Genomic DNA, 24,814 nt, shown 5'->3' with positions numbered 1-24,814 from the left:
GTTGAAGCGCGGCCTCTGGGCTGTACTGGCTTTAGTCCTGATATTGCTGATCGCAATTGCCAGCCTGTTAGGCACGCAAGCGGGCAGTCGTTGGCTCCTGGACCAGGTGCCAGGGCTGCAACTGACAAACTTCAGTGGCCGCTTGGCTGGGTACTGGCAGGCTGATGCACTGAAGTGGCAGCAAGACTCCACTGTTGTCGAGGTTGATCACCCGGCATTGGAGTGGTCGCCTGGCTGTCTGCTGCGCATGACTTTGTGCATCGACCAGCTCAAGGCGCAAGCCATTGCCCTGCAATTGCCAGCCAGCAGTGACGAGCCCAGCAGTGGACCGATCACCTTGCCCGAGTTGAATCTGCCGGTTGCCATTGAGCTGGGGGATATAAAAATCGGCAGCTTGCAACTTAATGGCGTTGAACAGCTGCAAGGCATGGAGATGGCTGCACATTGGACGGCTGACGGACTGAAGATTGATAAGTTTGATCTGCAACGCGAGGATTTGAGCCTTGCCCTGACCGGGCTGCTCAAGCCAACAGGTGACTGGCCATTAACGCTTGCAGGCGATATAAACCTGCCGTCCCCCGATGACGGGGCCTGGAAGCTGGTGCTGAACATCAGCGGCGACCTACAGAAATCCCTGGATATCGATGCACAAAGCAGCGGCTATTTATCAGGGCATTTGACCGGCGAGCTGCAAGCCCTGGCTGAAAATCTACCGGCTAAAGTGCAACTCAAGGCCGATGGATTCAAAGGCAGCGCGGAGTTGCCCGATACGCTGCGTTTGAACAAGGTCTTACTGACTGCCGATGGTGACCTTAAGCAAGGTTACACAATCAAAGGGAACGCGCAGTTACCGGGCGATGGCGGTGATGTAGGCCTGTTGCTGCAAGCTTTGGTCACAGGCACTGGTGCTGATATCTCACAGCTGCAACTCAGTGCCGATGAACAACGCAAACTCGACCTGAACGCCAGGATGAGCTGGAGCGATGGCTTTAGTGTCGATGCCAGCTTCGACTGGCGTGATTTTCCCTGGCTGATGCTCTATCCATTGGAAAGCCCGCCACCGGTAACGGTTAAAACACTCACCGGTGATATCAGCTTTGCAGACGGGAACTACCTGGGGAACATTGACGCCAACTTGCTCGGCCCAGCCGGGCCATTCAGCGTAAAAACGCCTGTCAGCGGCAACCTGACCCAAGTGCATCTGCCCGATCTACAGGTCGTGGCCGGACAGGGCAAGGCGGGCGGGCGAGTCCAGGTTGGCTTTGCCGATGGCATCAGTTGGGATACACAGCTGCAACTCAGCGATATCGACCCAGCGTATTGGGTGGCTGAAATGCCGGGCAAGCTGGCTGGCCCCCTGGAAAGCAAAGGTGAGCTGAAAAATGAAACTCTCAAGCTAAGCACCGCGCTGGATATCAATGGCAAGCTTCGCGGGCAACCGGCTCAGTTCAAGGTCGATGCGACGGGTGCCGGCCAGTCCTGGACCTTGAGTTCACTGAATATCAAGCTTGGCGAAAACACCATCAGCGGCAATGGTGGCCTGGATCACTCGCTTGCCGGAGAACTAAAGCTGAATCTGCCGCGACTTGGCCAGCTCTGGCCGGGGTTGCAGGGGCAGGTTAACGGCAAGGTCGACCTGGCTGGTAGTCTCAAGGCGCCGCAAGCCAAGCTGACACTCAAAGGCCAACAACTTGCCTACACCGATCAACGGATCAACAGCCTAGACCTTGATGCAACCTTGAACCGCGCACAGCAAGCTGAAGTGACGCTTATCGCCGACGGCATAGCCCTTGGCGAGACCCAGCTGGGGCGTCTCGATGCAAGCGCCCAGGGGAACAAACAACGGCAAGGGCTCAAACTCAATCTCAGCGGACCGCTGCTTGAGACCTCCACGGCGTTGCACGGCATGCTGAACGATAAAGGTGATTGGCGCGGTACGCTGGACAGTGGCCAAATCAAAAGTGGTGGCCAGGATTGGCGTTTGCAACAGGCCACGACCCTGGAGCGCCTGGCCAACGGTCAGATCACCCTGGGCAGGCACTGCTGGCGCTCCGGTAGCGCCTCTTTGTGTGGCGAAGACCAGCGCCTGCTGCCGAACCCGCGAATCCGTTACCAGCTCAAGGGCTTTGCTCTGGACAGCCTGGCCCAATGGTTCCCGGACGATTTCGCCTGGAAGGGGCAGCTGGACGCGGCGATCAAGCTGGATATTCCCAGCGCCGGTCCTAGCGGGCAAATTACCCTGGATGCCGGACGCGGTGCCTTGCAAGTCCGCAATGCCGGTCAATGGAGCGATTTCAGCTACGACAGGTTGCGCCTGACCAGTGATTTGAAGCCCACGCAGATCATCAGCAGCCTGCAGTTGAGCGGGCCAAAGATCGGCCAGCTCAATGTCCAGGCCAAGCTTGATCCTCGACCCGGCAAACGGCCGATATCAGGCACCTTCGACCTGCAGAACCTAGACCTTTCGGTTGCCAGGCCCTTTGTGCCCATGGTCGATACCTTGAAAGGCAGGCTAGGCGGTAACGGCACATTGTCCGGTACGCTGCTGGCACCGCTGGTCAATGGCCGGGTGCAACTAACTGATGGCGAAGTGTCTGGCGGCCAATTGCCAACCAACTTTGAAGGCTTGCAACTACTGGCCCTGATCAACGGGCAGAGCCTGCAACTGACGGGGGACTGGCGCAGCGGAGAGCAGGGCGCTGGCAAGTTAAAAGGCAATCTGGCGTGGGGCGATAGCCTGGATGGGCAACTGAACATCAGCGCCAAGCGCCTGCCCGTTCATGTTGAGCCCTACGCGGCGCTTGAAGTCGAACCGGATATCACGGTTGTGGTTGCCAAGAAGCAAATGTCGGTACGTGGCAAGGTACTGGTGCCCCGTGGAAGTATCGAGGTGCGCGAGCTGCCGCCGTCGACTGTGCAAGTGTCGAGCGATGCACGCATCGTTGGCAACCAGGCGCTGGAAGCCAAGCCGGTCGCCATCGTTATGGATGTCGACGTGATCGTCGGTCAGGATCAGCTCAAGTTCAGTGGCTTTGGGCTCAAGGCCGAGATTGCTGGCAATGTACACATTGGCAATGACCTGGATACCCGTGGCGTACTCAATCTCAATAATGGCAAGTTCAGTGCTTATGGCCAGAAGTTGCAAATCCGCCGTGCGCGTCTGCTGTTTGCCGGGCCAATTGATCAACCTTACCTGGATGTAGAAGCGATTCGCACCGTTGACGATGTGGTTGCGGGCTTGCGTCTAAGTGGCAATGCTGCGCAGCCAAAGAGCGAAGTGTTCTCCGAGCCGGCAATGAGTCAGAACCAGGCATTGAGCTACCTGATACTGGGGCGGCCCATTGGCCAGGACAGCGGTGACAATAATCTGATCGGCCAGGCCGTCGTCGCGTTGGGGCTCAAGGGCTCATCACCCTTTGCCGGTAATCTCGCCCAGACCATGGGCATCAAGGATTTCGAACTCGACAGCGAAGGCAGTGGCGACCGTACCAGTGTGGTGGCCAGTGGCAAGCTTTCCGAACGGCTTAGCCTGCGTTATGGCGTCGGGGTGTTTGAGCCGGTCAATACCGTGGCCCTGCGCTATGAATTGACCAAGCGCCTGTACCTGGAAGCCGCCAGCGGGTTGGCCAGTTCGCTGGATATTTTCTTCAAGCGTGATTTTTGATTGTTCGAAATATGGAAAAACTCTTCAAAATCAACGCTCCATTATTAAAAAAGGCGTGGTAGCATCCTGTCCATCAATGTGCCGTAGCACTTTGACACAACTAGGTTGCTGCAACGCTTGTCGGCATCATGTGACCCGTGACATCGACCTGTTGTCAGCATAGACAGTGGCGCTTATCGGCGGCCTGTCCTGACTATCAGCCCGGTAACAGCTGGCGCTGAACAACAAGAAAAAGGAGCTAGCGATGGAGTTCATCAACAATCTGGTCAACCAGGTTAATGGTCTCGTCTGGGGGCCACCGATGTTGGTGTTGATCCTCGGCACAGGTTTTTTCCTGATGCTGCGTTTGAAGTTTATGCCGCTTACGCACATTGCCACGGGCTTCCGCCTGATGTGGCGCGGCCGCACCAAAGGTGAGGGCGAAGTCGGCGAAATCACCCCGTTCCAAGCCTTAATGACCACCCTGGCGGCGACTGTCGGTACCGGTAACATTGCCGGTGTGGCAACGGCGATCTTCTTGGGTGGCCCGGGTGCTCTGTTCTGGATGTGGTGTACGGCACTGGTTGGCATGGCCACCAAGTACTGCGAAGTGGTACTGGCTGTTCACTACCGTGAAAAAGATTCGCGCGGCGAGTTCGTCGGTGGACCTATGTATGCCATCAAGAACGGCCTGGGCAAGAAGTGGGCCTGGATGGGGGCTGCCTTTGCCATCTTTGGTGGCTTTGCCGGCTTTGGTATCGGCAACATGGTTCAGGTCAACAGTATGGCAAGCGCCATGCAAGAGACCTTCAATGTGCCGCCGCTGGTTACCGGTATTGTCAGCATGGTGCTGGTTGGCCTGGTGATTCTGGGTGGTATCCGCCGTATCGGTAAGGTTGCCGCTTCACTTGTTCCGTTCATGTGCGTGGCCTACATCATCGCGGCAATCGTTGTATTGGTGGTTAACGCCGCGGCAATTCCGGCTGCATTCGACCTGATCATCACCCACGCCTTCACCCCAATCGCTGCAACCGGTGGTTTTGCTGGTGCTGCGGTAATGGCTGCGATCCGCTTCGGTGTGGCGCGCGGTATTTTCTCCAACGAAGCAGGTCTTGGTACTGCTGGTATCGCGCAGGCTGCCGGTACCACTGATAGCCCGATTCGCTCTGGCATGATCGGTATGCTCGGGACTTTTATCGATACCCTGGTTATCTGCACCATGACCGGCCTGGCAATTATCTGCTCGGGCGTTTGGAGCAGCGGCGCCAGTGGTGCGGCACTGTCTGCGGCAGCTTTTGACTCGGCCATGCCGGGCATTGGAGGCCCGATTCTGACCATCGCCTTGGTGATCTTCGCGTTCACCACTATCCTGGGGTGGAGCTACTACGGCGAGCGTTGCTGGGAATACCTGATGGGGACCAAGACCATCCTGCCATTCCGTCTGGTCTGGGTAGTGGCTGTGCCTTTCGGTGCTATTGCCCAACTGGATTTCGCATGGCTGGTGGCAGACACCCTCAACGGTTTGATGGCGCTGCCTAACTTGCTGGCGCTGTTGTTGCTGAGCCCTGTGGTGGTTAAGCTGACCAAAGAGCATTTCAGTAAGTAGACAGGGGTTGAACCTCGCTGATCATGCGGGGTTCAAGCCTGATAAAAAGCCTCGCAATCGCGAGGCTTTTTTATGTGCGGCATGTTTTACTGATGTTTTAACAACCAAGAGGATCATTGTAATGACTCAAGTAACCTTGCGTGGCAACCCTGTAGATGTAGCAGGCAACTTGCCTGAGGTTGGCCAACAGGCTCCGGCCTTTACTTTGGTAGGTGCAGGCCTGGCTGACGTAAGCCTGAGCAGCTTGGCCGGCAAGCGTAAAGTGCTGAATATCTTCCCAAGCGTCGACACCCCGACCTGCGCCATGAGTGTGCGCAAATTCAATACTGAAGCCAGCGCATTGGACAATACCGTGGTTGCCTGCATTTCTGCTGACTTGCCCTTTGCCCAGGCTCGTTTCTGTGGAGCGGAAGGCCTGGAAAATGTAGTGAACCTGTCGACAATGCGTGGTGCCGAGTTCCTCAAGGATTATGGCGTGGCATTGACTTCTGGCCCATTGGCCGGTGTTGCGGCTCGTGCCGTCGTAGTTCTCGATGAAAACGACAAGGTGCTGCACAGCGAGTTGGTGGCCGAGATTGGCACTGAACCCAATTACGAAGCTGCAATCGCCGTACTCAAGTAATACACCAGACCCAGCCCTTGGCGGGTTGCCAGCGCTGTAACAAAAAGACCGCAATCAATCCGATTGCGGTCTTTTTTTACCTGGCCTGATTGACCTGGTCACAGGGTCAGCATGGCCATCGATTCGGCGCCATAACGATCACCGGCAGCAACCTGGGCAGGAAAGATCGCATCCAGGGTTGAAAGCTCCTTGTCGCTCAGGCTGATTTGTACTGCCGCGATGTTTTCTTCCAGGTAGCGTCGGCGCTTGGTGCCGGGAATCGGCACAATGTCATTGCCCTGGGCCAGTACCCAAGCCAGCGCCAGTTGCGAAGCCTTGACCCCTTTGTCATTTGCCAACTGCTCGACCTGGGCAACCAATTGCAGGTTCTTGGCAAAGTTCTCGCCCTGAAAACGCGGGCTGAAACGACGGTAATCATCCTCGGCAAAATCTTCAGGGCTTTTCAAGGCTCCGGTCAGAAAGCCTCGGCCCAATGGGCTGTAGGGGACAAAGGCAATGCCCAGTTGGCGACAGGTCGCCAGTACCTGGTTTTCTTCGGGATCACGGGTCCACAATGAATACTCGCTTTGTACGGCACTGATCGGGTGGACCTGGTTGGCGCGTTGCAGGGTGGCTGCCGAAACCTCACTGAGCCCGAGGTAGCGAACCTTGCCTTGTTGGACCAGGTCCGCCATGGCTCCGACGGTATCCTCAATTGGCACTTTGGGGTCGATACGGTGCTGGTAATAGAGGTCGATATGGTCGGTCTGCAAGCGCTTGAGGCTGCCCTCGACTGATGCTCGCACATAGTCAGGATGGCCGCTGACACCGCGTACATGCGGGTCGCTTGGGTCGCGCAGCAAGCCGAACTTGGTGGCGATAAAGGCTTGGTGGCGTTTGCCTGCCAGGGCTTGTCCGAGCAAGATTTCATTGGTGTGCGGGCCGTAGGCATCTGCCGTATCGAAAAAGTTCAGGCCGAGCTCAAGGGCGCGGTGCAGGGTGGCGATAGATTCAGTCTCATCCTGGTTGGTCACATAGAAATCGCTCATGCCCATGCAACCCAAGCCGATTGCAGATACCTGCGGCCCGCTGTGGCCGAGTTGACGCATTTTCATCGGTTGAACCTCTTGTCAATGAATGTGCGGTCAGTTTGGCTGTTATCTATTGCCAGATAAACTGGCTAAACTTGGATTAACTATTTATAGAATCCAAATAATAAAGGTGTATCAGATCGCCATGGATCGCATTTTGGCAATGCAGGTTTTCAGCCGGATCGTTGAGTTGGGCGCCTTCGGCAAAGCCGCCGACAGCCTGGGTCTGCCGCGGGCGACTGTTACCCAGATGATCAAGCAACTGGAGAGCCACTTGGGCGTGCAGCTGCTACAACGCACTACACGTCAAGTCCGCGCCACCCTGGACGGGCAGGCCTATTACCAGCGATGCGTGCATCTGTTGGCTGATATCGAAGAGGCAGAGTCGTTTTTCTCGCAAACGCGTAATAATCCGCAAGGCCAACTGCGGATAGACTTGCCGGCGTCGCTGGGGCACCGGGTCATTATTCCGGCAATGACGCAATTCTGCGCCCGTTATCCGAAGATAGAGTTGATTGTCGGCTCGACGGACAGGCCTGTGGATCTGGTGCGCGAAGGCGTGGATTGCGTGGTCAGGGCAGGGCAGATCCATGACCTTGGCCTGGTCGCGAGGCCGCTTGCCCAACTGCCGCAAATCACCTGTGCCAGCGCTGAATACCTGAGCCGGTTTGGTACGCCGCAGGGCATTGCGGAACTGGTTGGTCATCGCGCGGTTAACTATGCCTCGGCGCTAAATGGCCGGGTATTTCCCTTTGAGTTCCAGGTTGACGGCAAGCTGCTTGAGATCGCCCAGCCCGGCACGGTTACGGTGAACAATGCTGAGGCTTATGTCGCGGCCTGTGAGGCTGGGCTTGGTATTATCCAGGCGCCGTATTATCACCTGCATGATCAACTGGCCAATGGCAGCATGGTCGAGATCCTGAGTCAGCATCGCCCGCCCGCAATGCCACTGACTGCGCTGTATCCGCCACATCGGCAACTGTCCAGGCGGGTCAGGGTATGGGTCGATTGGCTGGTGGAACTTTTTTCTGCAGATCAGTGGGCGATGACGCACGAGAACTAGCCGCTTGTTCTGCTCAGCCTTGGTCGATGTTCAAGTCATTGAAAATCTGGCATTATCGCAACTGGTTATTATTTGCGTTTGATTGCTATGGCTGCGACACAATGACTGCTCACATTTTGGCGATTGAAGATGATCCGGTGTTGTCCGTGCACCTGCACGAGCATCTATCCAGTCGCGGTTTTCAGGTGACTTTGCATGGCGATGGCCAGACTGGCCTGGCCCAAGGTCTGGCCGAACCCTTTGACTTGGTCTTGTTGGACATCCTCTTGCCTGGTCTTGACGGCCTTGAGGTCCTGGAACAACTGCGTAACCACAGCAGCGTGCCGGTGATCCTGATGTCGGCCCTTGGTGCCGAACAGGACCGTATTGCAGGCTTTACCCAAGGCGCCGATGACTATTTGCCCAAGCCCTTCACCATGGCTGAATTGGAGGTACGCATCGCCGCAATCATGCGCCGTGTAGCCTATGAACGCGGCTACCGACAAGTGACCAGGATTGTGCCAACCCTTGAGCTTAGCCAACAGCACAATGATGCACGCCATAACGGCAAATGGGCACAATTGACCGCCACCGAGTTTCGTCTGCTTGAGTTGCTGATCGATAATACCGGCGAGGTGCAGAGCAAGGCATTTCTCTATCAACATGTACTTCATCGCGCCTATTCCCAACATGATCGCAGCCTTGATATGCACATCAGTCATGTACGCCGCAAACTCTCGGCCATCGGCTATTCGAGAGGGAAGCTGCAAACTGCCTGGGGCAAGGGCTATGTATTCGAGCTTGACCAGAACTGATTATGCCGGGCTCATATCCATTGTTCTGGCGTCTTGCCGTACAACTGCTTGGCGTCTGTATTCTCATCGCCTGGGGTGCTTGGTACTGGAGCGGCTTTATCGAGCAGCGCACGGCTTATCTGAGCAGCGCCGCGCAGCAGCAACTCCACACCTATGCCAATGAGGCGCAACAGGCTTGGCTAGATGACGGTGCAGATGGTGTCGAGCGCTGGGTCGAACACATGGCTGCCGTTGAGCCCGGTATTTGGGTGGCGGTGATCGGGCGCAACCTGGAAAGCCTGGGACGAACGCCTTTTACCGCCCAAGAGTTTTCTCACTTGCGCCGCTTGCGCAGTGTCGACGGGCCCATGAGCCATCGGGTCAAGGGCCTGCCCTATATTGGCATTCCCTTCGCGGAGGCTGAGCAACTCGATCAGCAAGGCCAGGTGGTTATCCAGCTACCGCGGCGTTTTGTGCCCGAAGGTTTTACCTGGTCAATGCAGGTTTTGTTGCAGGGCGTGGTGCCTGCGGTATTGGCATTGCTGCTGTGCTTGCTGATTTACCGACAGGTGATCGCCCCATTGGGTTATTTACTCGACCAGGTCAACGCGCTGGGTGACGATAATCTTGCCGCGCGGGTCTCGCCCAGATTAAGCCAGCGCCAGGACGAGCTGGGCAGGTTGGGCCGGGCCTTTGATCGTATGGCTGAGCGCCTCGACAAAACCGTATCGCTGCAACGCCAACTGCTGCGCGATGTCTCCCATGAGCTGCGCACACCCCTTTCGCGCTTGCGTGTTGCAGGGGAGTGCGCAAATGACGTTGTGGAGTTGCGCCAGCGAATGGAGCGAGAAGTGGAGTCAATGCAGGTGTTGGTCGATGACACCCTGGAGTTGGTCTGGCTAGACACCGAACAACCGCGGCTTGAGCATCAGGACATTGATGTGGCAGCGCTGTGGGACCTGCTCTGCGACGATGCCTGCTTCGAAAGCGCCTGGCACCCAAGTCGATTACGCTGTGAATTGCCTGAGAACTGTCGGGTACGCGGGCACCTAAACAGCCTGGCGCAGGCGATGGAGAACATCTTGCGCAATGCCATTCGCCATTCACCGGCGCAGGGCTGCGTCTATTTGCGTGGCCAGCGCGTAGCACAAGGTTGGTTGCTGCATATCGAGGACGAGGGCGGCGGTGTAGCTGACGCCGAACTCGAAACCATCTTCGAACCCTTTACCCGTTTGCAAGCTGCGCGGCCGGGTGGTGAAGGCTTTGGCCTCGGCTTGGCCATAGCCAGGGGCGCGGTGCGTCTACAAGGGGGTGAGCTATGGGCAGACAATGGTGATACAGGGCTTCGGCTTTGGTTGCATTTGAAAAGTGTATAGATTGTAAATGATCTTTATTCTCTAACGAGAATCAATATCATCTCCGCCATCCAGTGCACTGAGCCTTACGGTATTGACTGTTACAAGCTCAGCTAGTCGCACTTATTTGCAGGCAAGGAGAGATGTTGATGCGGTACCCCTCAAGATTGAATCACCTGACATTGGCTTTATTGGCCATCAGTAGTCCGCAGGTTGGATTTGCTGCTGATTCAGAAAACAATGCAAAGGGCACTGTACAGCTGCAGGATGCTTATGTACTGGGTACTGCCGAAGAGGAGCTGAAACAGGCTCCAGGTGTTTCGATCATCACTGCTGAAGACATCAAGAAGCGCCCGCCGGTCAACGATCTCTCCGATATCATCCGCAAGATGCCAGGGGTCAACCTGACCGGCAATAGCGCGACTGGCCAGTATGGCAATAACCGTCAGATTGACATTCGTGGCATGGGGCCGGAAAACACCCTGATCCTGATTGACGGCAAGCCTGTCAGCTCACGTAACTCGGTGCGCATGGGGCGTAGTGGCGAGCGCAATACCCGTGGCGACAGCAACTGGGTTCCTGCTTCAGCGGTCGAGCGCATCGAGGTGCTGCGCGGGCCGGCAGCGGCGCGTTACGGTTCTGGTGCGGCGGGTGGCGTGGTCAATATCATCACCAAAGCCCCAACGCTGGAGCACAGCGGCCAGGTAACGGCCTACACCAACTTGCCCGAGAACGATGCCGAGGGGATGACCAAACGCATCAACTTCAATATGGCCGGGCCTATAGTCGAAGCCTTGTCATATCGCCTGTATGGCAACTTCAACAAGACAGATGCCGATGATCTGTCGCTCAATGAAGATTACGCCGCCAGTCCAACCGCAACGCCGCCAGCCGGTCGCGAAGGGGTACGCAATAAAGATGTGAATGGCCTGCTGCGCTGGGATCTGGACCCACAACAAGTGCTCGAATTTGAAGGCGGGTTTAGCCGTCAGGGCAATATCTATGCCGGTGACCGGGCTGTCAGCATCAATGGTACCGAGTTGATCAGCCAGCTTGCCGGTGACGGCAAGGAAACCAACGTCATGTACCGCGAAACCGCATCGGTCACCCACCGAGGCGACTGGGACTTCGGGACATCGCAAGTGGTGGCTTCCTACGAGAACACCCGTAATCGCCGCCTCAATGAAGGCCTGGCCGGTGGTCCAGAAGGCAGTATCACCACCTCTGACGACCGCTCGACATCCGAACTTAAAGCCTATCGCCTGGCGGGCGAGGTGAATATGCCGCTGCAAATCGGCCGGCCGCAGGTACTGACGCTGGGCACGGAGCTTACCCGCGACGAATTGGATGATCCCTATTCGATGACCCAAAGCACCAGCAGTGGCGGTGCTGTGCCGGGTACCGACACAGGTGTGCGCTCGGGCAAGGCCGATGCCGACAATTATGCAGTGTTTGCCGAAGACAATATCGAGCTGACCGATGCCTGGATTCTGACTCCAGGCCTGCGCTTTGATCATCACAGCCAGTTCGGCGGTAACTGGAGCCCAAGCCTCAACACCACCTACAAAATTACCGATGCCATATCGCTGAAAGGGGGTGTCGCCAAGGCGTTCAAGGCACCCAACCTGTATCAGTCCAACACCAATTACCTGTACTACACCCGTGGCAACGGTTGCCCGGTTGATGCCCCGAGCCTGGGCGCTGGTTGCTATATACAGGGCAACGATGACCTGGATGCCGAAACCAGCATCAACAAGGAAATTGGCATCGTCTATGACAAGGCGGGCTGGAACGCCGGGATTACCTATTTCCACAACGACTACAAAGACAAGATCACCGCAGGTCTTGACCAGGTTGCTCAAACCACCAGCAATGGCCGGGTTTTCCAATGGGAAAATGCCCCCAAGGCGGTGGTTGCCGGTTGGGAAGGCAGTTTGAATATCCCGCTGCTGGGTAATGAAGGCGAAATCCTCAGTTGGAACAACAACTTCACCTACATGATTGAAAACACCAATAAATCGACCAACGAACCCTTGTCGATTATTCCCGAATACACCATCAACTCGATGCTCGATTGGGCGGTCACCGACAGCCTGGATCTGTCCTTCAATATGAGTCATTACGGCAAACAGGAGCCGCGCAAACTGACCTCCACTGGTGCGCAAGCCACTGGCGATGAGCTGAGAACCCGTGGCAGCTACAGCGTATTTGGCCTGACCGGCAACTATGAGCTGGACGAAACCTGGAGTTTCTCCACCGGCATAAACAACCTGTTCGACAAAGAGCTCAAGCGCGAGGCCAACTCCGGCGGTGAGGGTGCCAATACCTACAACGAACCGGGCCGTTCTTACTTCGCTTCGGTGACGGCGAACTTCTGATTTCGATACTCCTTTGGCTGTCTTAACAAGCGGCTTTCACTCCGCCAGTGTCCCTGGCGGAGTTCTTTGCTTTGCGCGAGGACCTGGCTGTAATGAAATATCTGTTGCTGTTGTTATCCCTTCTGCCCTGGATGGCGCAGGCCAAACCCGATTTGGCCCGCGTTATGGGCGAGACCCTGATTGAGCGGGGTTCGGATTTTTACACCTTTAAACATTTCGACCTGCCTTCCGCAGATGGCCAGCGCCACTACCGGGTCTATCTGGCAATCCCCAAGCAAGCAGCGCCAACTTCGGGTTACCCGGTGTTGTATATGCTCGACGGCAACGCCGCAATGGCCGCCCTCGAGGATCAGTGGTTTCGCGCTTTGCCTGAGACGCCGTTGTTGGTCATGGTTGGCTATGCCGGCGAGCGGGTGATCAATGCGCCAGCGCGTACGCTCGACTATACCCCCGCGCCACAAACAGGCCAGCCCCTGGTTTTTCAGGGGCGCATGGCGGGCGGGGCATCTGCATTTCTGCAACTGATTGAAACCCAGATCAAGCCGCATGTAGAGGCCAAATATCAACTGGATAACCAGCGGCAAAGTATTTGGGGGCATTCGTTTGGTGGCTTGTTCGTGCTCAACACCCTGTTTACCAAGCCACAGAGTTTTAATCGTTACATCGCCGCCAGTCCGTCGCTGTGGTGGCAGTCGGGCTTGATTATGGAAATTGAAAAACAGCTGCCTGCTGATGTTCAAGCGCAACTGCTGATCCTGCATGGCGAGCTGGAAGGGCAGGCACACAAGGGCCGGGAAGTGCCCAAGGAGCGCGCGGCGGCGATGCGCGCAGTGGGGGCTGATGCAGTGCCCAAAATGCTCAAGCGCTTAGCAGCCTTCCCGGGCTTGCAGCTTGGCTACCAACAACTGCCCGGGCTAGGCCATGGCCCGATGCTGCCCGCGTCGATTCCATGGGCGTTGAAGGTCGCAACGGAGCCCCTTGCACAATGAAAACTCAAGTATTTAGCTGGTCGGCGCTGTCACGGATCATCGCTGCGATATTCGCCGGCTACCTGTTTACCTACGCATTCACCGCCGCATTGGCGCAGCTGCTACCCGGCGAGCCGCGTGCAGCAATGACAATCGCAACCTGGCCAGCCTTTGTGGTTTACCCATTGGTGATTCTCTGGGCCTTCGCCTGCGCGCGAGTGCGGCTGGTGTGGAGCGGTCTATTAGTGGCCAGCGCTGCACTGCTGCTAATTGGGTTCTGGCCGCAACTGATGAGGGCCTGGTGATGAAGACTCAATCGCTCACGCAATCCATGTCGTGGCTGCATACCTGGGTTGGGCTGGTATTTGGCTGGTTGTTGTTCGCTATTTTCCTCACCGGGACCTTGGCTGTATTCGACAAGGAAATCGATGTCTGGATGCGTCCTGAGGCGCCCGCGCATAAAGTCGATCAAACCAAGGCGGCGCAGCGAGCCATGGCCTACCTGCAGGCCAGATATGGAGATGCCTCGGCCTGGAATATCGGCTTGCCTACCGAGCGCTCACCCGACCTTACGATCTCTTCTGGCGAGCAGCGCAGAGGCGGGCCACGGCAATATCTGGATCCGGCAACAGGTGAGCCGGTGGCCGTGCGTGACACGGCCGGTGGCGGACACTTTTTCCGCTTCCACTTCACCCTCAATATGCCACGCAATATTGGGATCTGGCTGGTGGGCTTTGCCGCCATTGGTATGTTGGTTGCGCTGTTTAGTAGCCTGATCATCCATAAAAAGTTCTTCAAAGAATTTTTTACGTTCCGGCCGGGTAAAGGTCAGCGTTCATGGTTGGATGCGCATAACGCCACTGGCGTGCTGGTGTTGCCGTTTCACTTGATGATCACTTACACCGGGCTGGTGATTTTCTCGCTTATTTATATGCCTGCCGCAGTTGATGCCCTGTTCGATGGCGATCGTCAGGCTGCTTTTGGTCGCGGTCAGCATGAGCACAGGGGTGTCGCTGATGTGGCTGCTGTAACGCCTGCCCAGTTGACCGCGATCGGCCCGGTATTGGCCGAGGCAGAGCGGGTGATGGGTGAAATCGGTTCGCTGTCTGTCAGCAACCCTGGGCGTAGCGATGCCAGGATTGAAGCGCGGCCGGTGCTGGGCAATAGAATCGAGCTGACCAAGGGCAAGAGCATGGTCTTCGATGGCGTGAGCGGCGCGGTAATAAGGCAGCCGGAATCTAACAGTGGCGCCATTTTGAGCCAGAGGGTGATCGCTGGTTTGCATTTTGCTCAGTTCGGCGGCTACCCGATGCGCTGGCTGTACTTTCTTTGCAGTTTTGCCAGCTGCGCAATGATTGCCACCGGCCTGGTTTTGTTTACCGTCAAGCGTCGGCGCCGCCATGATGCCGAAGGCCCCATTGCAGCCAGGCTCTATCACGTTGCGGAGCGGCTGAATGTGGCTGTTATCGCGGGCTTGGGTCTTGCCTGTGTGGGCTACCTTTGGGCAAATCGCTTGCTGCCAGTCGAGCTTTCAGGACGTGGCGGTGTGGAGGTGAGGGTGTTCTTTGCCATTTGGCTGTTGAGCCTGGTGCATGCCTGTTGCCGTCCGTATATCCAGGCGTGGCGTGAGCAGTTGGGTCTGGCTGCATTAATGTGCTTGCTCTTGCCGCTGCTCAGCAGCATGACCCTGGAAAACCCCTGGGCAGAATCTATCCGACTTTACGTTGAACTCACGGCCATAGCCTGCGGCGCCTTGTGGGCCTTTTGTGCCTGGCGTACAGGCCAGTCGAAAGCTCGGGTTGCGCCGCGTCGTCAATCCCAAACCGTGGCACAGGTGCAATAAAATGCTGATCAATTTCTTTGCCGGTCTGCTTCTGGTGTATTGCGCCATGTCGGCCCTTTGCATGGGGCTACCAAGGCACTATAAAAATGTCTGGAAGCATGAGCCTCAATCCTATTTCTGTCGGACTTTGCGAGTTGCCGGTTGGCTGCTGCTTGGCTCGGGCTTTATGGCCTGTGTATCAAGCTGGGGCTGGGCAATGGGGCCCATTGGCTGGCTGGGGCAGGTCAGCCTGGCAGGTTTATTGTTGGTGATGAGCCTTCCGTACAGGCCACGACTGGCGCTGCTATTACCAGTGATTGGCGCACCGGTTTGGATGCTTGCCTGGGCCTTGCTGGCTTGAGCCCCTGGCGACAGTCTGCCGGCCAAGTGCCGGCTCATTTGTAGCGCTCTAGAACGGGTCCTGAACTGCAGATTTGGCAGTGCTTGGCACAAACTGCAACAGACCTTGAGTAAATAGCTGGTAAAGAGGCTTTGCTTAGGCCCTAAGAGTGCTTATCGTTCAGCTTCCCCAAGGAAGTGATCTGAGACATGCCTGATTCAAACAACACCCTGACCCCCGCAAAAGCCTCCCGCCAATGGTTGATCGGCCTGGTTCTCTTGGTAGTAATCGCCGCCATGGTCTGGTTTTTCTGGCCAGCGAAACCAGAAAACGTCGGTAACCAGCGCTTTGGTGACATGGGCCCGGTTCCAGTGCGAGTGGCCGAGGTTGAGGCAGCAGACTTTCCCATCGAATTGAAAGCCCTCGGCACGGTGACCGCCTATAACACCGTCAATGTGCGTGGCCGCGTTGATGGTGAGTTGATGAAGCTGATGTTTACCGATGGCCAGCGGGTCAAGGCAGGGGATTTATTGGCCGTGATTGATCCGCGGCCGTATCAGGTTGCCTTGCAACAGGCCCAGGGTGCGTTGTTGGAGAATCAGGCACAGTTGAAAAACGCCGAGATCGACCTGGCGCGCTACAAAGGGCTGTATGCCGAGGATTCGATTGCCAAGCAGACCCTCGACACCCAACTGGCCTTGGTCAATCAGTATCGCGGCACGGTCAAGTCCAATCAGGCCGCCGTTGCTGAAGCCAAGCTCAATCTGGATTTCACTCAGGTGCGTGCGCCCATCAGTGGTCGCCTGGGCCTGCGCCAGGTCGATATCGGTAACCTGGTGAGTTCGGGTGATGAATTGCCGCTGGTGGTGATTACCGAAACCACGCCCATTGCGGTGATGTTCACCTTGCCAGAGGCCGAGCTGCCCGCAGTATTGAAGCACTATCGCGCGGGTGAAACCCTTCTGGTCGAGGCCTGGGATCGCAGTGAGAAGAATCGCTTGGCCGAAGGCCAACTCGAAACCCTGGACAACCTGATCGATACCGCCACCGGCACGGTCAAGCTCAAGGCCCGCTTTGCCAACGCCGACGAAATGCTTTATCCCAATCAGTTCGTCAATGTGCGCCTGCGCGTCGAAATCCGGAAAAACGTCGATGTCATTCCAGCTGCGGCGTTGCAGTTTGGTTCCAATGGCCCCTTTGTGTATATCGTCGACAAAGAAGACAAGATCAGCATCCGCCCGGTGGAGGTTGGCCCAAGTAATGGCGAGACGACCCTGATCGAGAAGGGCGTCAGCGTCGGTGAACGCGTGGTGCTTGAAGGCACCGACCGTTTGCGCGACGGCAACAAGGTCGAGGTGCTGGGTACAGGCTTCGCCCCTGAGCCAGAGTCTGCACCGGTGCCGCTAGCCACCGAAACCGATGGTCAGTCGAAGCGCAAAGCATGAATGTTTCTCGCCTGTTCATCCTGCGCCCGGTCGCGACAACGCTGATCATGGTGGCGATTTTCCTGAGTGGGATCATCGCTTATCGTTTGCTGCCGGTCTCCGCCTTGCCCGAGGTGGATTACCCGACTATCAGGGTCATGACTCTTTATCCAGGGGCCAGCCCCGATGTAATGACCAGCGCGGTAACCGCACCTTTGGAGCGTCAGTTCGGGCAGATGGCCGGCCTAAAGCAGATGTCGTCGACCAGCTCGGGCGGTGCGTCGGTCATCACCTTGCGCTTTAACCTTGAGATCGAGCTTGATGTTGCCGAGCAGGAAGTCCAGGCGGCGATCAACGGCGCGACCAACCTGCTGCCCAATGATTTGCCCGCACCGCCGGTGTACAGCAAGGTCAATCCGGCCGATACACCGGTGATGACCCTGGCTGTGAGCTCGAAAACCCTGCCGCTTCCTGAAATCAATGACCTGGTAGATACCCGCCTGGCGCAAAAACTGGCGCAAACCAGTGGCGTCGGCCTGGTCTCGTTGGCCGGTGGCCAACGCCCAGCCGTGCGCATCCGGGTCAATCCCGAGGCGCTGGCTGCCTACGGCTTGAACCTGGCGGATATCCGTACGCTGATAACCGCCAGCAACGTCAACCAGCCCAAGGGCAACTTCGATGGCCCGACGCGCGTTTCGCAGCTCGATGCCAACGACCAGTTGGTATCGGTGGACCAATACCGCCAGTTGATTATTAACTACAGCCAAGGTGCAACCTTGCGCCTGAAGGACGTTGCCACCATTGTCGATGGCGCTGAAAACCAGCGACTTGCCGCCTGGGCCAACCTCAATAAAACCATCCTGGTCAACGTTCAACGCCAGCCGGGTGCCAATGTGATCGATGTGGTCGATCGCATCCAGACCCTGCTGCCCAACCTCACTGAAGGCTTGCCTGCCAGCGTTGATGTAAAGGTACTTACCGATCGCACGCAAACCATTCGCGCCGCGGTCAGCGATGTGCAGCACGAAATGATGATGGCAATCGCCCTGGTGGTGTTGGTTACGTTCCTGTTCCTGCGCCGGCTGTCGGCGACCATCATTCCTTCTATCGTGGTGCCGCTGTCGCTGATTGGCAGCTTCGGCATCATGTATCTGGCGGGCTTCACCATCAACAACCTGACATTGATGGCGTTGACCATTGCCACCGGCTTCGTGGTCGATGACGCCATTGTCATGCTGGAGAATATTGCGCGGCACATTGAAGAGGGCGAGACACCCTTCAATGCCGCACTCAAAGGCGCCAAGCAGATTGGCTTTACCCTGGTCTCGCTGACCATTTCGCTGATTGCGGTATTGATCCCGCTGCTATTCATGGCCGATGTGGTGGGGCGCTTGTTCCGTGAGTTTGCCATCACCCTGGCCGTGGCGATTCTGATCTCGCTGGTGATTTCCCTGACCCTCACGCCGATGATGTGTGCGCGCCTGCTCAAGCGCGAGCCAAAACCCGAGGAGCAATCCGGCTTCTACAAGGCCAGCGGCGCCTGGATTGATCGGCTTATCCATCATTACGGGATCTGGTTGCAATGGGTGCTCAAGCGCCAGCCACTGACCTTGTTGGTCGCCATTGGTACATTGGCGCTGACCGTGGTCCTGTACCTGGCTGTGCCCAAGGGCTTCTTCCCGGTGCAGGATACCGGCGTGATCCAGGGCATTTCCGAGGCGCCGCAATCGATCTCCTTCAGCGCCATGAGCGAACGCCAGCAACGGCTCGCCGAAGTGGTGCTCAAGGACCCTGCAGTGAGTAGCCTGTCGTCCTATATCGGTGTCGATGGCGATAACCCGACGCTCAACAGCGGGCGCATGCTGATCAACCTCAAGCCACACAGCGAGCGGGATGTGACCGCCAGCGAAGTGATTGATCGCTTACGCCCAGAGCTGGCCAAGCTCAGCGGTATCCAGCTGTACTTGCAGCCGGTGCAGGACTTGTCGATCGAAGACCGCGTCAGCCGCACGCAATACCAGTTCAGCATGGAGTCGCCTGACCTCAAGCTGCTTGAAGAGTGGGTGCCTAAACTGGTGGCTCGCCTGCAACAACAGCCCGAGTTGACCGATGTTGCCAGCGATCTGCAAAACCGTGGCTTGCAGGTTTACCTGGACATCGACCGCGATATTGCCGGGCGCCTCGGGGTCAAGGTCGCCGACATCGATGATGCCTTGTACGACGCATTTGGCCAGCGCCAGATTTCGACCATTTATACCCAGGCCAACCAATACCGCGTGGTCCTGGAGAGCCAGAATGCGGGCAGCATTGGCCCGGCAGCGCTGCGCCAGATCCACGTTGCCACCGCTGAAGGCAAACAAGTCCCGCTGTCCGATCTTGCCCATGTGGAGCAGCGCGCTGCGAGTTTGCTGATAAACCATATTGGCCAGTTTCCAGCGGCGACCTTGTCATTCAACCTCGCATCCGGCGTTGCCTTGGGCGATGCGGTGGATGTGATTCAACAAGCGCAACAGGACATCGGCTTGCCTGCCGGTATCCAGACCGAGTTCCAGGGCGCCGCCCAGGCGTTCCGTGCGTCGCTGTCGAGCACCTTGCTGCTGATCCTGGCGGCAGTTGTGACCATGTACATCGTCCTTGGCGTACTGTACGAGAGCTACATTCACCCGATCACCATTCTCTCGACCCTGCCGTCGGCGGGGGTAGGCGCCTTGCTGGCCTTGTTGCTGACCGGCAATGACCTGGGGCTGATCGCAATCATCGGCATCATCCTGTTGATTGGTATCGTCAAGAAAAACGCAATCATGATGATCGACTTTGCCCTCGACGCTGAGCGCAACCAGGGCATGGCGCCAGAGGCGGCCATTTATCAAGCGGCGTTGTTGCGTTTCCGGCCCATCCTGATGACCACGCTGGCTGCGCTCTTTGGCGCTGTGCCACTGATGCTGGCGACAGGTTCCGGCGCAGAGTTGCGCCAGCCGCTGGGCCTGGTCATGGTTGGTGGCCTGTTGGTCAGCCAGTTATTGACCTTGTTTACCACGCCGGTGATCTACCTGTACTTCGACCGCCTGGCCCGTCGTGCAACCGGGCGTAGCGCCGCAGGGATTCTGGTCAAGCGATGAACCTTTCAGCGCCTTTTATCCGTCGTCCGGTGGCAACGCTGCTCCTGAGCCTGGCGGTGATCCTGCTCGGTGCGGTCAGCTATGGATTGCTGGCCGTATCGCCATTACCGGATATGGATTTCCCGGTAATCACGGTCGACGCCACATTGCCAGGCGCCAGCCCGCAGATCATGGCCTCGAGCGTGGCCACGCCACTCGAGCGCTCGCTGGGTACCATCGCCGGCATCAGCCAGATGAACAGCCGCAGCAGCCAGGGCAGCACGCGCATCATGATCGAGTTCGAGCTTGACCGTGATATCAATGCCGCTGCACGGGAAGTCCAGGCCGCTATCAATGCCTCCCGCGACTTGCTGCCCAGTGGCATGCGCAGCATGCCGACCTATCGCAAGATCAACCCCTCGCAAGCGCCGGTCATGGTGCTTGCGCTGTCATCCGATGTGTTGACCAAGGGTGAACTCTACGATGTGGCTTCATCGGTCATTGCGCAAAAACTGTCGCAGGTCACCGGTGTCGGTGAAGTGCAGATTGGCGGCAGCTCACTGCCTGCCGTGCGGGTCTCCTTGCAGCCGCGCATGCTGGATCAATACGGCATCGCCCTGGATGATGTGCGCCAGGCCATCACCAATGCCAACGCCAAACGGCCCAAGGGTGCGGTCGAAGATGCCAGCAATCACTGGCAGATCCAGGCCAGTGATCAGTTGGAGAAGGCCGCCGACTACAAACCGATGATCATTCGTTACCAGGATGGTTCAGTGGTGCGCCTGAGTGATATCGCCAAGGTCACCGATGGCGTCGAGGATCGCTACAACAGCGGGTTCTATAACGACCAAAGCGCTGTATTGGTGGTGGTCAACCGCCAGACCGGGGCCAATATCATCGAAACCATTGCCAGTATTCGCGAGCAGTTGCCAGCGCTACGCGCGGTGATTCCGGCAACTGTTGATCTGCAGGTGGCAATGGACCGTTCACCGGTCATTCGCGCCACCTTGCACGAAGCCGAGCGTACCTTGTTGATCGCCGTGGCCTTGGTCATTTTGGTGGTCTATGGCTTTCTGGGTCGCTGGCGTGCCTCGATGATCCCGGCGCTGGCGGTGCCCGTGTCGCTGGTCGGCACATTTGCCGCCATGTACCTGCTCGGGTTCTCCCTGAATAACCTGTCACTGATGGCCTTGATTCTGGCCACGGGCCTGGTGGTCGACGATGCAATCGTGGTGCTGGAGAACATCTCCCGGCATATCGAGGCTGGCGAAACACCCATGGCTGCATCATTCAAGGGAGCCAAGGAAGTTGGCTTCACCTTGCTGGCGATGAACCTGTCGCTGGTGGCGGTATTTGTCTCGATTCTATTCATGGGCGGCCTGGTCGAGAGCCTGTTCCGTGAGTTTTCGATCACCTTGGCGGTGTCGATCATTATCTCCTTGCTGGTGTCCTTGACGCTGACGCCGATGCTTTGCGCACGTTGGCTCAAGGCCGAAGATCAACTGCGCCCCCATGGCCGCTTGCAGCAACAACTGGAACGCTTTGGCGCGATGATTTTGCGCGGCTACAAACGCAGCCTGGACTGGGCTCTGCGTCACTCACTGCTGATGCTGCTGAGTTTGTTCGCCACCATCGCCTTGAATATCGTGCTCTTTATCATAGTGCCCAAGACCTTCTTGCCACAGCAGGACACTGGCCAGTTGATTGGCTTTGTACGCGGCGACGATGGTTTGTCCTTCCAGGTGATGCAGCCCAAAATGGAAACCTACCGCCGGGCACTGCTCAAGGACCCAGCGGTCGATAGCGTTGCCGGTTTCGTAGGCGGAGCAGGGGGGATCAATAATGCCTTTATCATCGTGCGTCTCAAACCCATAACCGAGCGCAAGATTTCTGCCCAGGATGTGATTAACCGCCTGCGCAAGGAAGTGCCCAAGGTCGCCGGTGGCCGGCTGTTCCTGATGCCGGACCAAGACCTGCAAATCGGTGGCAGGCAAGGGCGCAGCTCGGATAACGAATACATGCTGCTGTCGGGTGACCTGGACCAACTGCGCGAGTGGATGCCCAAGGTGCGCGAGGCGCTGCGTGCTTTGCCCGAGCTGACCGATATCGACGCCAAGGAAAACGAAGGCGCGCAACAGATCAGCCTGCAGGTCGATCGCGACATGGCCAAGCGCTTTGGCGTGGACATGGCAATGGTGACCAGCGTGCTTAACAACGCCTACAGCCAGCGCCAGGTATCGACCATCTACGACACGCTCAACCAATACAGCGTGGTCATGGAGGTCGATAAAAAATACGCCGAGCATCCTGAGTCGCTGGACCAGATCAAGCTGATTACTGCCAACGGTGATCGGGTGCCGCTGTCGACCTTTGCCCATTGGGGACGCAGCCTTGAAGAGGATCGGGTTAACCACCAGGGGCAATTTGCCTCGGAGAATATCGGTTTCTCGTTGGCAGAAGGTGTCAGCCTCGATCAGGCCACCAAGGCGATAGATAACGCGGTGGCCAGACTCAACCTGCCCACTGAAGTGCAGGGCATGATGAGCGGCACAGGCGCCGCCTTCCAGAAAACCCAGGACAATCAACCCCTGATGATCCTGCTGGCCCTGGTGGTGGTGTATATCGTCCTGGGCGTGCTTTACGAAAGTTATGTGCACCCCTTTACCATTCTTTCCACCTTGCCCTCAGCCGGGGTGGGCGCACTGTTGGCACTTGAGTTGCTCAATACCGAGTTCAGCCTGATCTCCTTGCTGGGCTTGTTCCTGCTGATCGGGGTGGTGAAGAAAAACGCGATCCTAATGATTGACCTGGCCTTGCAGCTTGAGCGCCAGCAGAGCATGAGTCCTTTCGAGTCGATCCGCCAAGCCTGCCTGCTGCGTTTCCGGCCGATCATGATGACCACGCTTGCGGCCATCCTTGGCGCACTGCCACTGGTACTGAGCAGCGCCGAAGGCTCGGAAATGCGCAAGCCTTTGGGCATTACCATTGTCGGCGGCTTGATCCTGAGCCAGTTGCTGACCCTCTACACCACACCGGTTATCTACCTTTATTTCGACCGCCTGCGCCACCGGGTAAACCGCTGGCGTGGCGTGCGCACCGATGCAGCCCTGGATACACCATTATGATTACTGCAAACCTTGCAAAAGCCCGTGGTACGCGCCTGCTCAGCCTGCTTGCGCTGAGTATCGCCTTGAGTGCCTGTGCGGTCGGCCCGGACTACAAGCGCCCCGAAATCAACACCCCGGCCCAATTCAAGCAAGTAGCCGGCTGGAAAGCCGCCGTGCCCAGCGATGCCCTGGAACGTGGTGCCTGGTGGGAGCTCTACGGTGATGCCGAGTTGAACGATCTGGTCGGACGCCTCAATGTGTCGAACCAGAACCTCGCCGCCGCCGAGGCGCAATACCGTCAGGCCCGGGCACTGGTCAGGGGCGCGCGCGCAGCGTTTTACCCCTCGTTGTCGACCAATGCCGGTGTCACGCGCTCCGGTCAGGGTGGCGGCCAGAACGTGGTCACCACCTCTGACGTGATCTCCAGCGGCGGATCGCGCTCGACCATCACCAAGAACTACGACTTGAGCCTCAATGCGTCCTGGGAGCTGGATATCTGGGGCAAGCTGCGCCGTTCGCTGGAGTCGAGCAAGGCCGGTTTCGAAGCCAGTGCCGGTGATCTGGCGGCTGCCAAGCTGAGCTATCAATCCGAGTTGGCCCAGAGCTACCTGCAATTACGCGTGCTCGATGACCAGCAGCGCTTGCTGGACGCTACCGTGGATGCCTATGCCCGTTCGTTGAAGTTGACAGAAAACCAGTACAGGGCCGGTATAGTGCCGAAGTCCGATGTCAGCCAGGCCCGTACTCAATTGAAAAGCACCGAGGCACAGGCAATTGACCTGAAGTGGCAGCGTGCGCAGCTGGAGCATGCCATTGCGGTGCTGGTCGGGGTTTCGCCTGCCGAGTTGAGCATTGCCCCACGTGAGCAGCTGCCTCAGCTCCCGCAAATACCTGTGGCCTTGCCTTCGCAGCTGCTTGAGCGCAGGCCTGATATCGCAGCAGCCGAGCGCCGGGTGATTTCCGCCAATGCCGATATTGGCATAGCCGAAGCCGCCTGGTATCCGGACCTGACCATTTCCGCCAGTGGTGGTTATCGGGGCAGCAGTTTTGCGGATTGGATCGAGTTGCCAAACCGTTTCTGGTCCATAGGTCCTAGCCTGGCCATGACCTTGTTCGATGGGGGCGCGCGCAGTGCCGAGGTGGAACGTACCGAAGCGGTCTATGACCAGACTGTCGCACAGTACCGGCAGTCGGTGCTGGATGGTTTCCGTGAGGTTGAAGACTACCTGGTCCAGCTCAGGGTCATGGAGCAGGAGGCGCAGGTTCAGCAACAAGCGGTCGAGTCGGCCCGTGAGTCACTGCGCCTGATTCAGAACCAGTACAAGGCCGGTACCGTTGACTTCAATAGCGTGGTTACAGTCCAGGCAACGGCCCTGAACAACGAGCGTACCGCGCTAACGCTGCTGGGCAACCGTCTGACGGCCAGTGTGCAGTTGATTGCGGCGCTGGGCGGCGGCTGGACAGTCGATCAATTGGTGCCACCCGCCGATCAGGATGACAAACTGGATTAACCACAGGCCCAAGCCAGCATCTGGGCCGATGCTG

Annotated in this window: 16 protein-coding genes; 15 read left to right on the top strand and 1 reads right to left on the bottom strand. The window is 57.5% G+C overall.

Annotated features, from left to right (window positions below; all coding sequences use genetic code 11):
* Position 1: 1 nt before the first annotated feature.
* From CHB79_RS18920 to tpx, 3 genes are all read left to right on the top strand, one after another.
* Positions 2 to 3,664 (top strand): translocation/assembly module TamB domain-containing protein, encoded by a 3,663-nt coding sequence (locus CHB79_RS18920; RefSeq protein ID WP_245851589.1) that lies wholly within the window; start codon positions 2 to 4, stop codon positions 3,662 to 3,664.
* 244 nt (positions 3,665 to 3,908) lie between these two features.
* Positions 3,909 to 5,249, top strand: coding sequence for an alanine/glycine:cation symporter family protein (locus CHB79_RS18915; protein WP_089361047.1), 1,341 nt, complete (start codon positions 3,909 to 3,911; stop codon positions 5,247 to 5,249).
* 121 nt (positions 5,250 to 5,370) lie between these two features.
* Positions 5,371 to 5,871, top strand: coding sequence for a thiol peroxidase (gene tpx, locus CHB79_RS18910; RefSeq protein ID WP_010489983.1), 501 nt, complete (start codon positions 5,371 to 5,373; stop codon positions 5,869 to 5,871).
* 98 nt (positions 5,872 to 5,969) lie between these two features.
* On the opposite strand, the gene CHB79_RS18905 is transcribed toward tpx, so the two are convergent.
* The gene (locus CHB79_RS18905; protein WP_089361046.1) at positions 5,970 to 6,965 is read right to left on the bottom strand and encodes an aldo/keto reductase; all 996 of its coding nucleotides are present in this window, start codon (positions 6,963 to 6,965) and stop codon (positions 5,970 to 5,972) included.
* Positions 6,966 to 7,086: 121 nt separating this feature from the next.
* On the opposite strand from CHB79_RS18905, the gene CHB79_RS18900 reads away from it, so the two are divergent.
* The 12 genes from CHB79_RS18900 (at position 7,087) to CHB79_RS18845 (ending at position 24,780) form a co-directional block, all read left to right on the top strand.
* A complete protein-coding gene (locus tag CHB79_RS18900; RefSeq protein ID WP_089361045.1) occupies positions 7,087 to 8,004 on the top strand; it encodes a LysR family transcriptional regulator in 918 nt (305 codons plus the stop codon).
* Positions 8,005 to 8,105: 101 nt separating this feature from the next.
* Entirely contained in the window at positions 8,106 to 8,798 is a 693-nt protein-coding gene (locus tag CHB79_RS18895) for a response regulator transcription factor (RefSeq protein WP_029529677.1), read from the top strand.
* 2 nt (positions 8,799 to 8,800) lie between these two features.
* Positions 8,801 to 10,153: a HAMP domain-containing sensor histidine kinase gene (locus CHB79_RS18890; protein WP_089361044.1), complete on the top strand. Its 1,353-nt coding sequence runs from the start codon at positions 8,801 to 8,803 to the stop codon at positions 10,151 to 10,153.
* A gap of 128 nt (positions 10,154 to 10,281) precedes the next feature.
* Positions 10,282 to 12,510, top strand: a complete 2,229-nt coding sequence (locus tag CHB79_RS18885; protein ID WP_176443226.1) for a TonB-dependent siderophore receptor — start codon at positions 10,282 to 10,284, stop codon at positions 12,508 to 12,510.
* A 92-nt stretch (positions 12,511 to 12,602) separates the two neighbouring features.
* Complete coding sequence (locus CHB79_RS18880) at positions 12,603 to 13,499, top strand: alpha/beta hydrolase (RefSeq protein ID WP_141133439.1); 897 nt, start codon at positions 12,603 to 12,605, stop codon at positions 13,497 to 13,499.
* Positions 13,496 to 13,783: an iron transporter gene (locus CHB79_RS18875; RefSeq protein ID WP_089361041.1), complete on the top strand. Its 288-nt coding sequence runs from the start codon at positions 13,496 to 13,498 to the stop codon at positions 13,781 to 13,783. Before CHB79_RS18880 ends, CHB79_RS18875 begins: the two co-directional genes overlap by 4 nt.
* Positions 13,783 to 15,321 (top strand): PepSY-associated TM helix domain-containing protein, encoded by a 1,539-nt coding sequence (locus tag CHB79_RS18870; RefSeq protein ID WP_089361040.1) that lies wholly within the window; start codon positions 13,783 to 13,785, stop codon positions 15,319 to 15,321. Before CHB79_RS18875 ends, CHB79_RS18870 begins: the two co-directional genes overlap by 1 nt.
* A gap of 1 nt (position 15,322) precedes the next feature.
* Complete coding sequence (locus tag CHB79_RS18865) at positions 15,323 to 15,661, top strand: DUF3325 domain-containing protein (RefSeq protein ID WP_089361039.1); 339 nt, start codon at positions 15,323 to 15,325, stop codon at positions 15,659 to 15,661.
* 188 nt (positions 15,662 to 15,849) lie between these two features.
* The gene (locus tag CHB79_RS18860; protein WP_089361038.1) at positions 15,850 to 17,085 is read left to right on the top strand and encodes an MdtA/MuxA family multidrug efflux RND transporter periplasmic adaptor subunit; all 1,236 of its coding nucleotides are present in this window, start codon (positions 15,850 to 15,852) and stop codon (positions 17,083 to 17,085) included.
* Positions 17,082 to 20,183: an MdtB/MuxB family multidrug efflux RND transporter permease subunit gene (locus CHB79_RS18855; protein WP_089361037.1), complete on the top strand. Its 3,102-nt coding sequence runs from the start codon at positions 17,082 to 17,084 to the stop codon at positions 20,181 to 20,183. Before CHB79_RS18860 ends, CHB79_RS18855 begins: the two co-directional genes overlap by 4 nt.
* Positions 20,180 to 23,287 carry an efflux RND transporter permease subunit gene (locus CHB79_RS18850; RefSeq protein ID WP_010489962.1) on the top strand — a complete coding sequence of 1,036 codons (3,108 nt, stop codon included), beginning with the start codon at positions 20,180 to 20,182 and terminating at the stop codon, positions 23,285 to 23,287. Before CHB79_RS18855 ends, CHB79_RS18850 begins: the two co-directional genes overlap by 4 nt.
* The gene (locus CHB79_RS18845; protein WP_010489961.1) at positions 23,284 to 24,780 is read left to right on the top strand and encodes an efflux transporter outer membrane subunit; all 1,497 of its coding nucleotides are present in this window, start codon (positions 23,284 to 23,286) and stop codon (positions 24,778 to 24,780) included. Before CHB79_RS18850 ends, CHB79_RS18845 begins: the two co-directional genes overlap by 4 nt.
* Positions 24,781 to 24,814: the final 34 nt, after the last annotated feature.

It is taken from the genome of Pseudomonas segetis (assembly GCF_900188155.1).
Classification (GTDB): Bacteria; Pseudomonadota; Gammaproteobacteria; order Pseudomonadales; family Pseudomonadaceae; genus Aquipseudomonas; species Aquipseudomonas segetis.
This window is presented reverse-complemented; position numbering and strand designations above follow the sequence as displayed.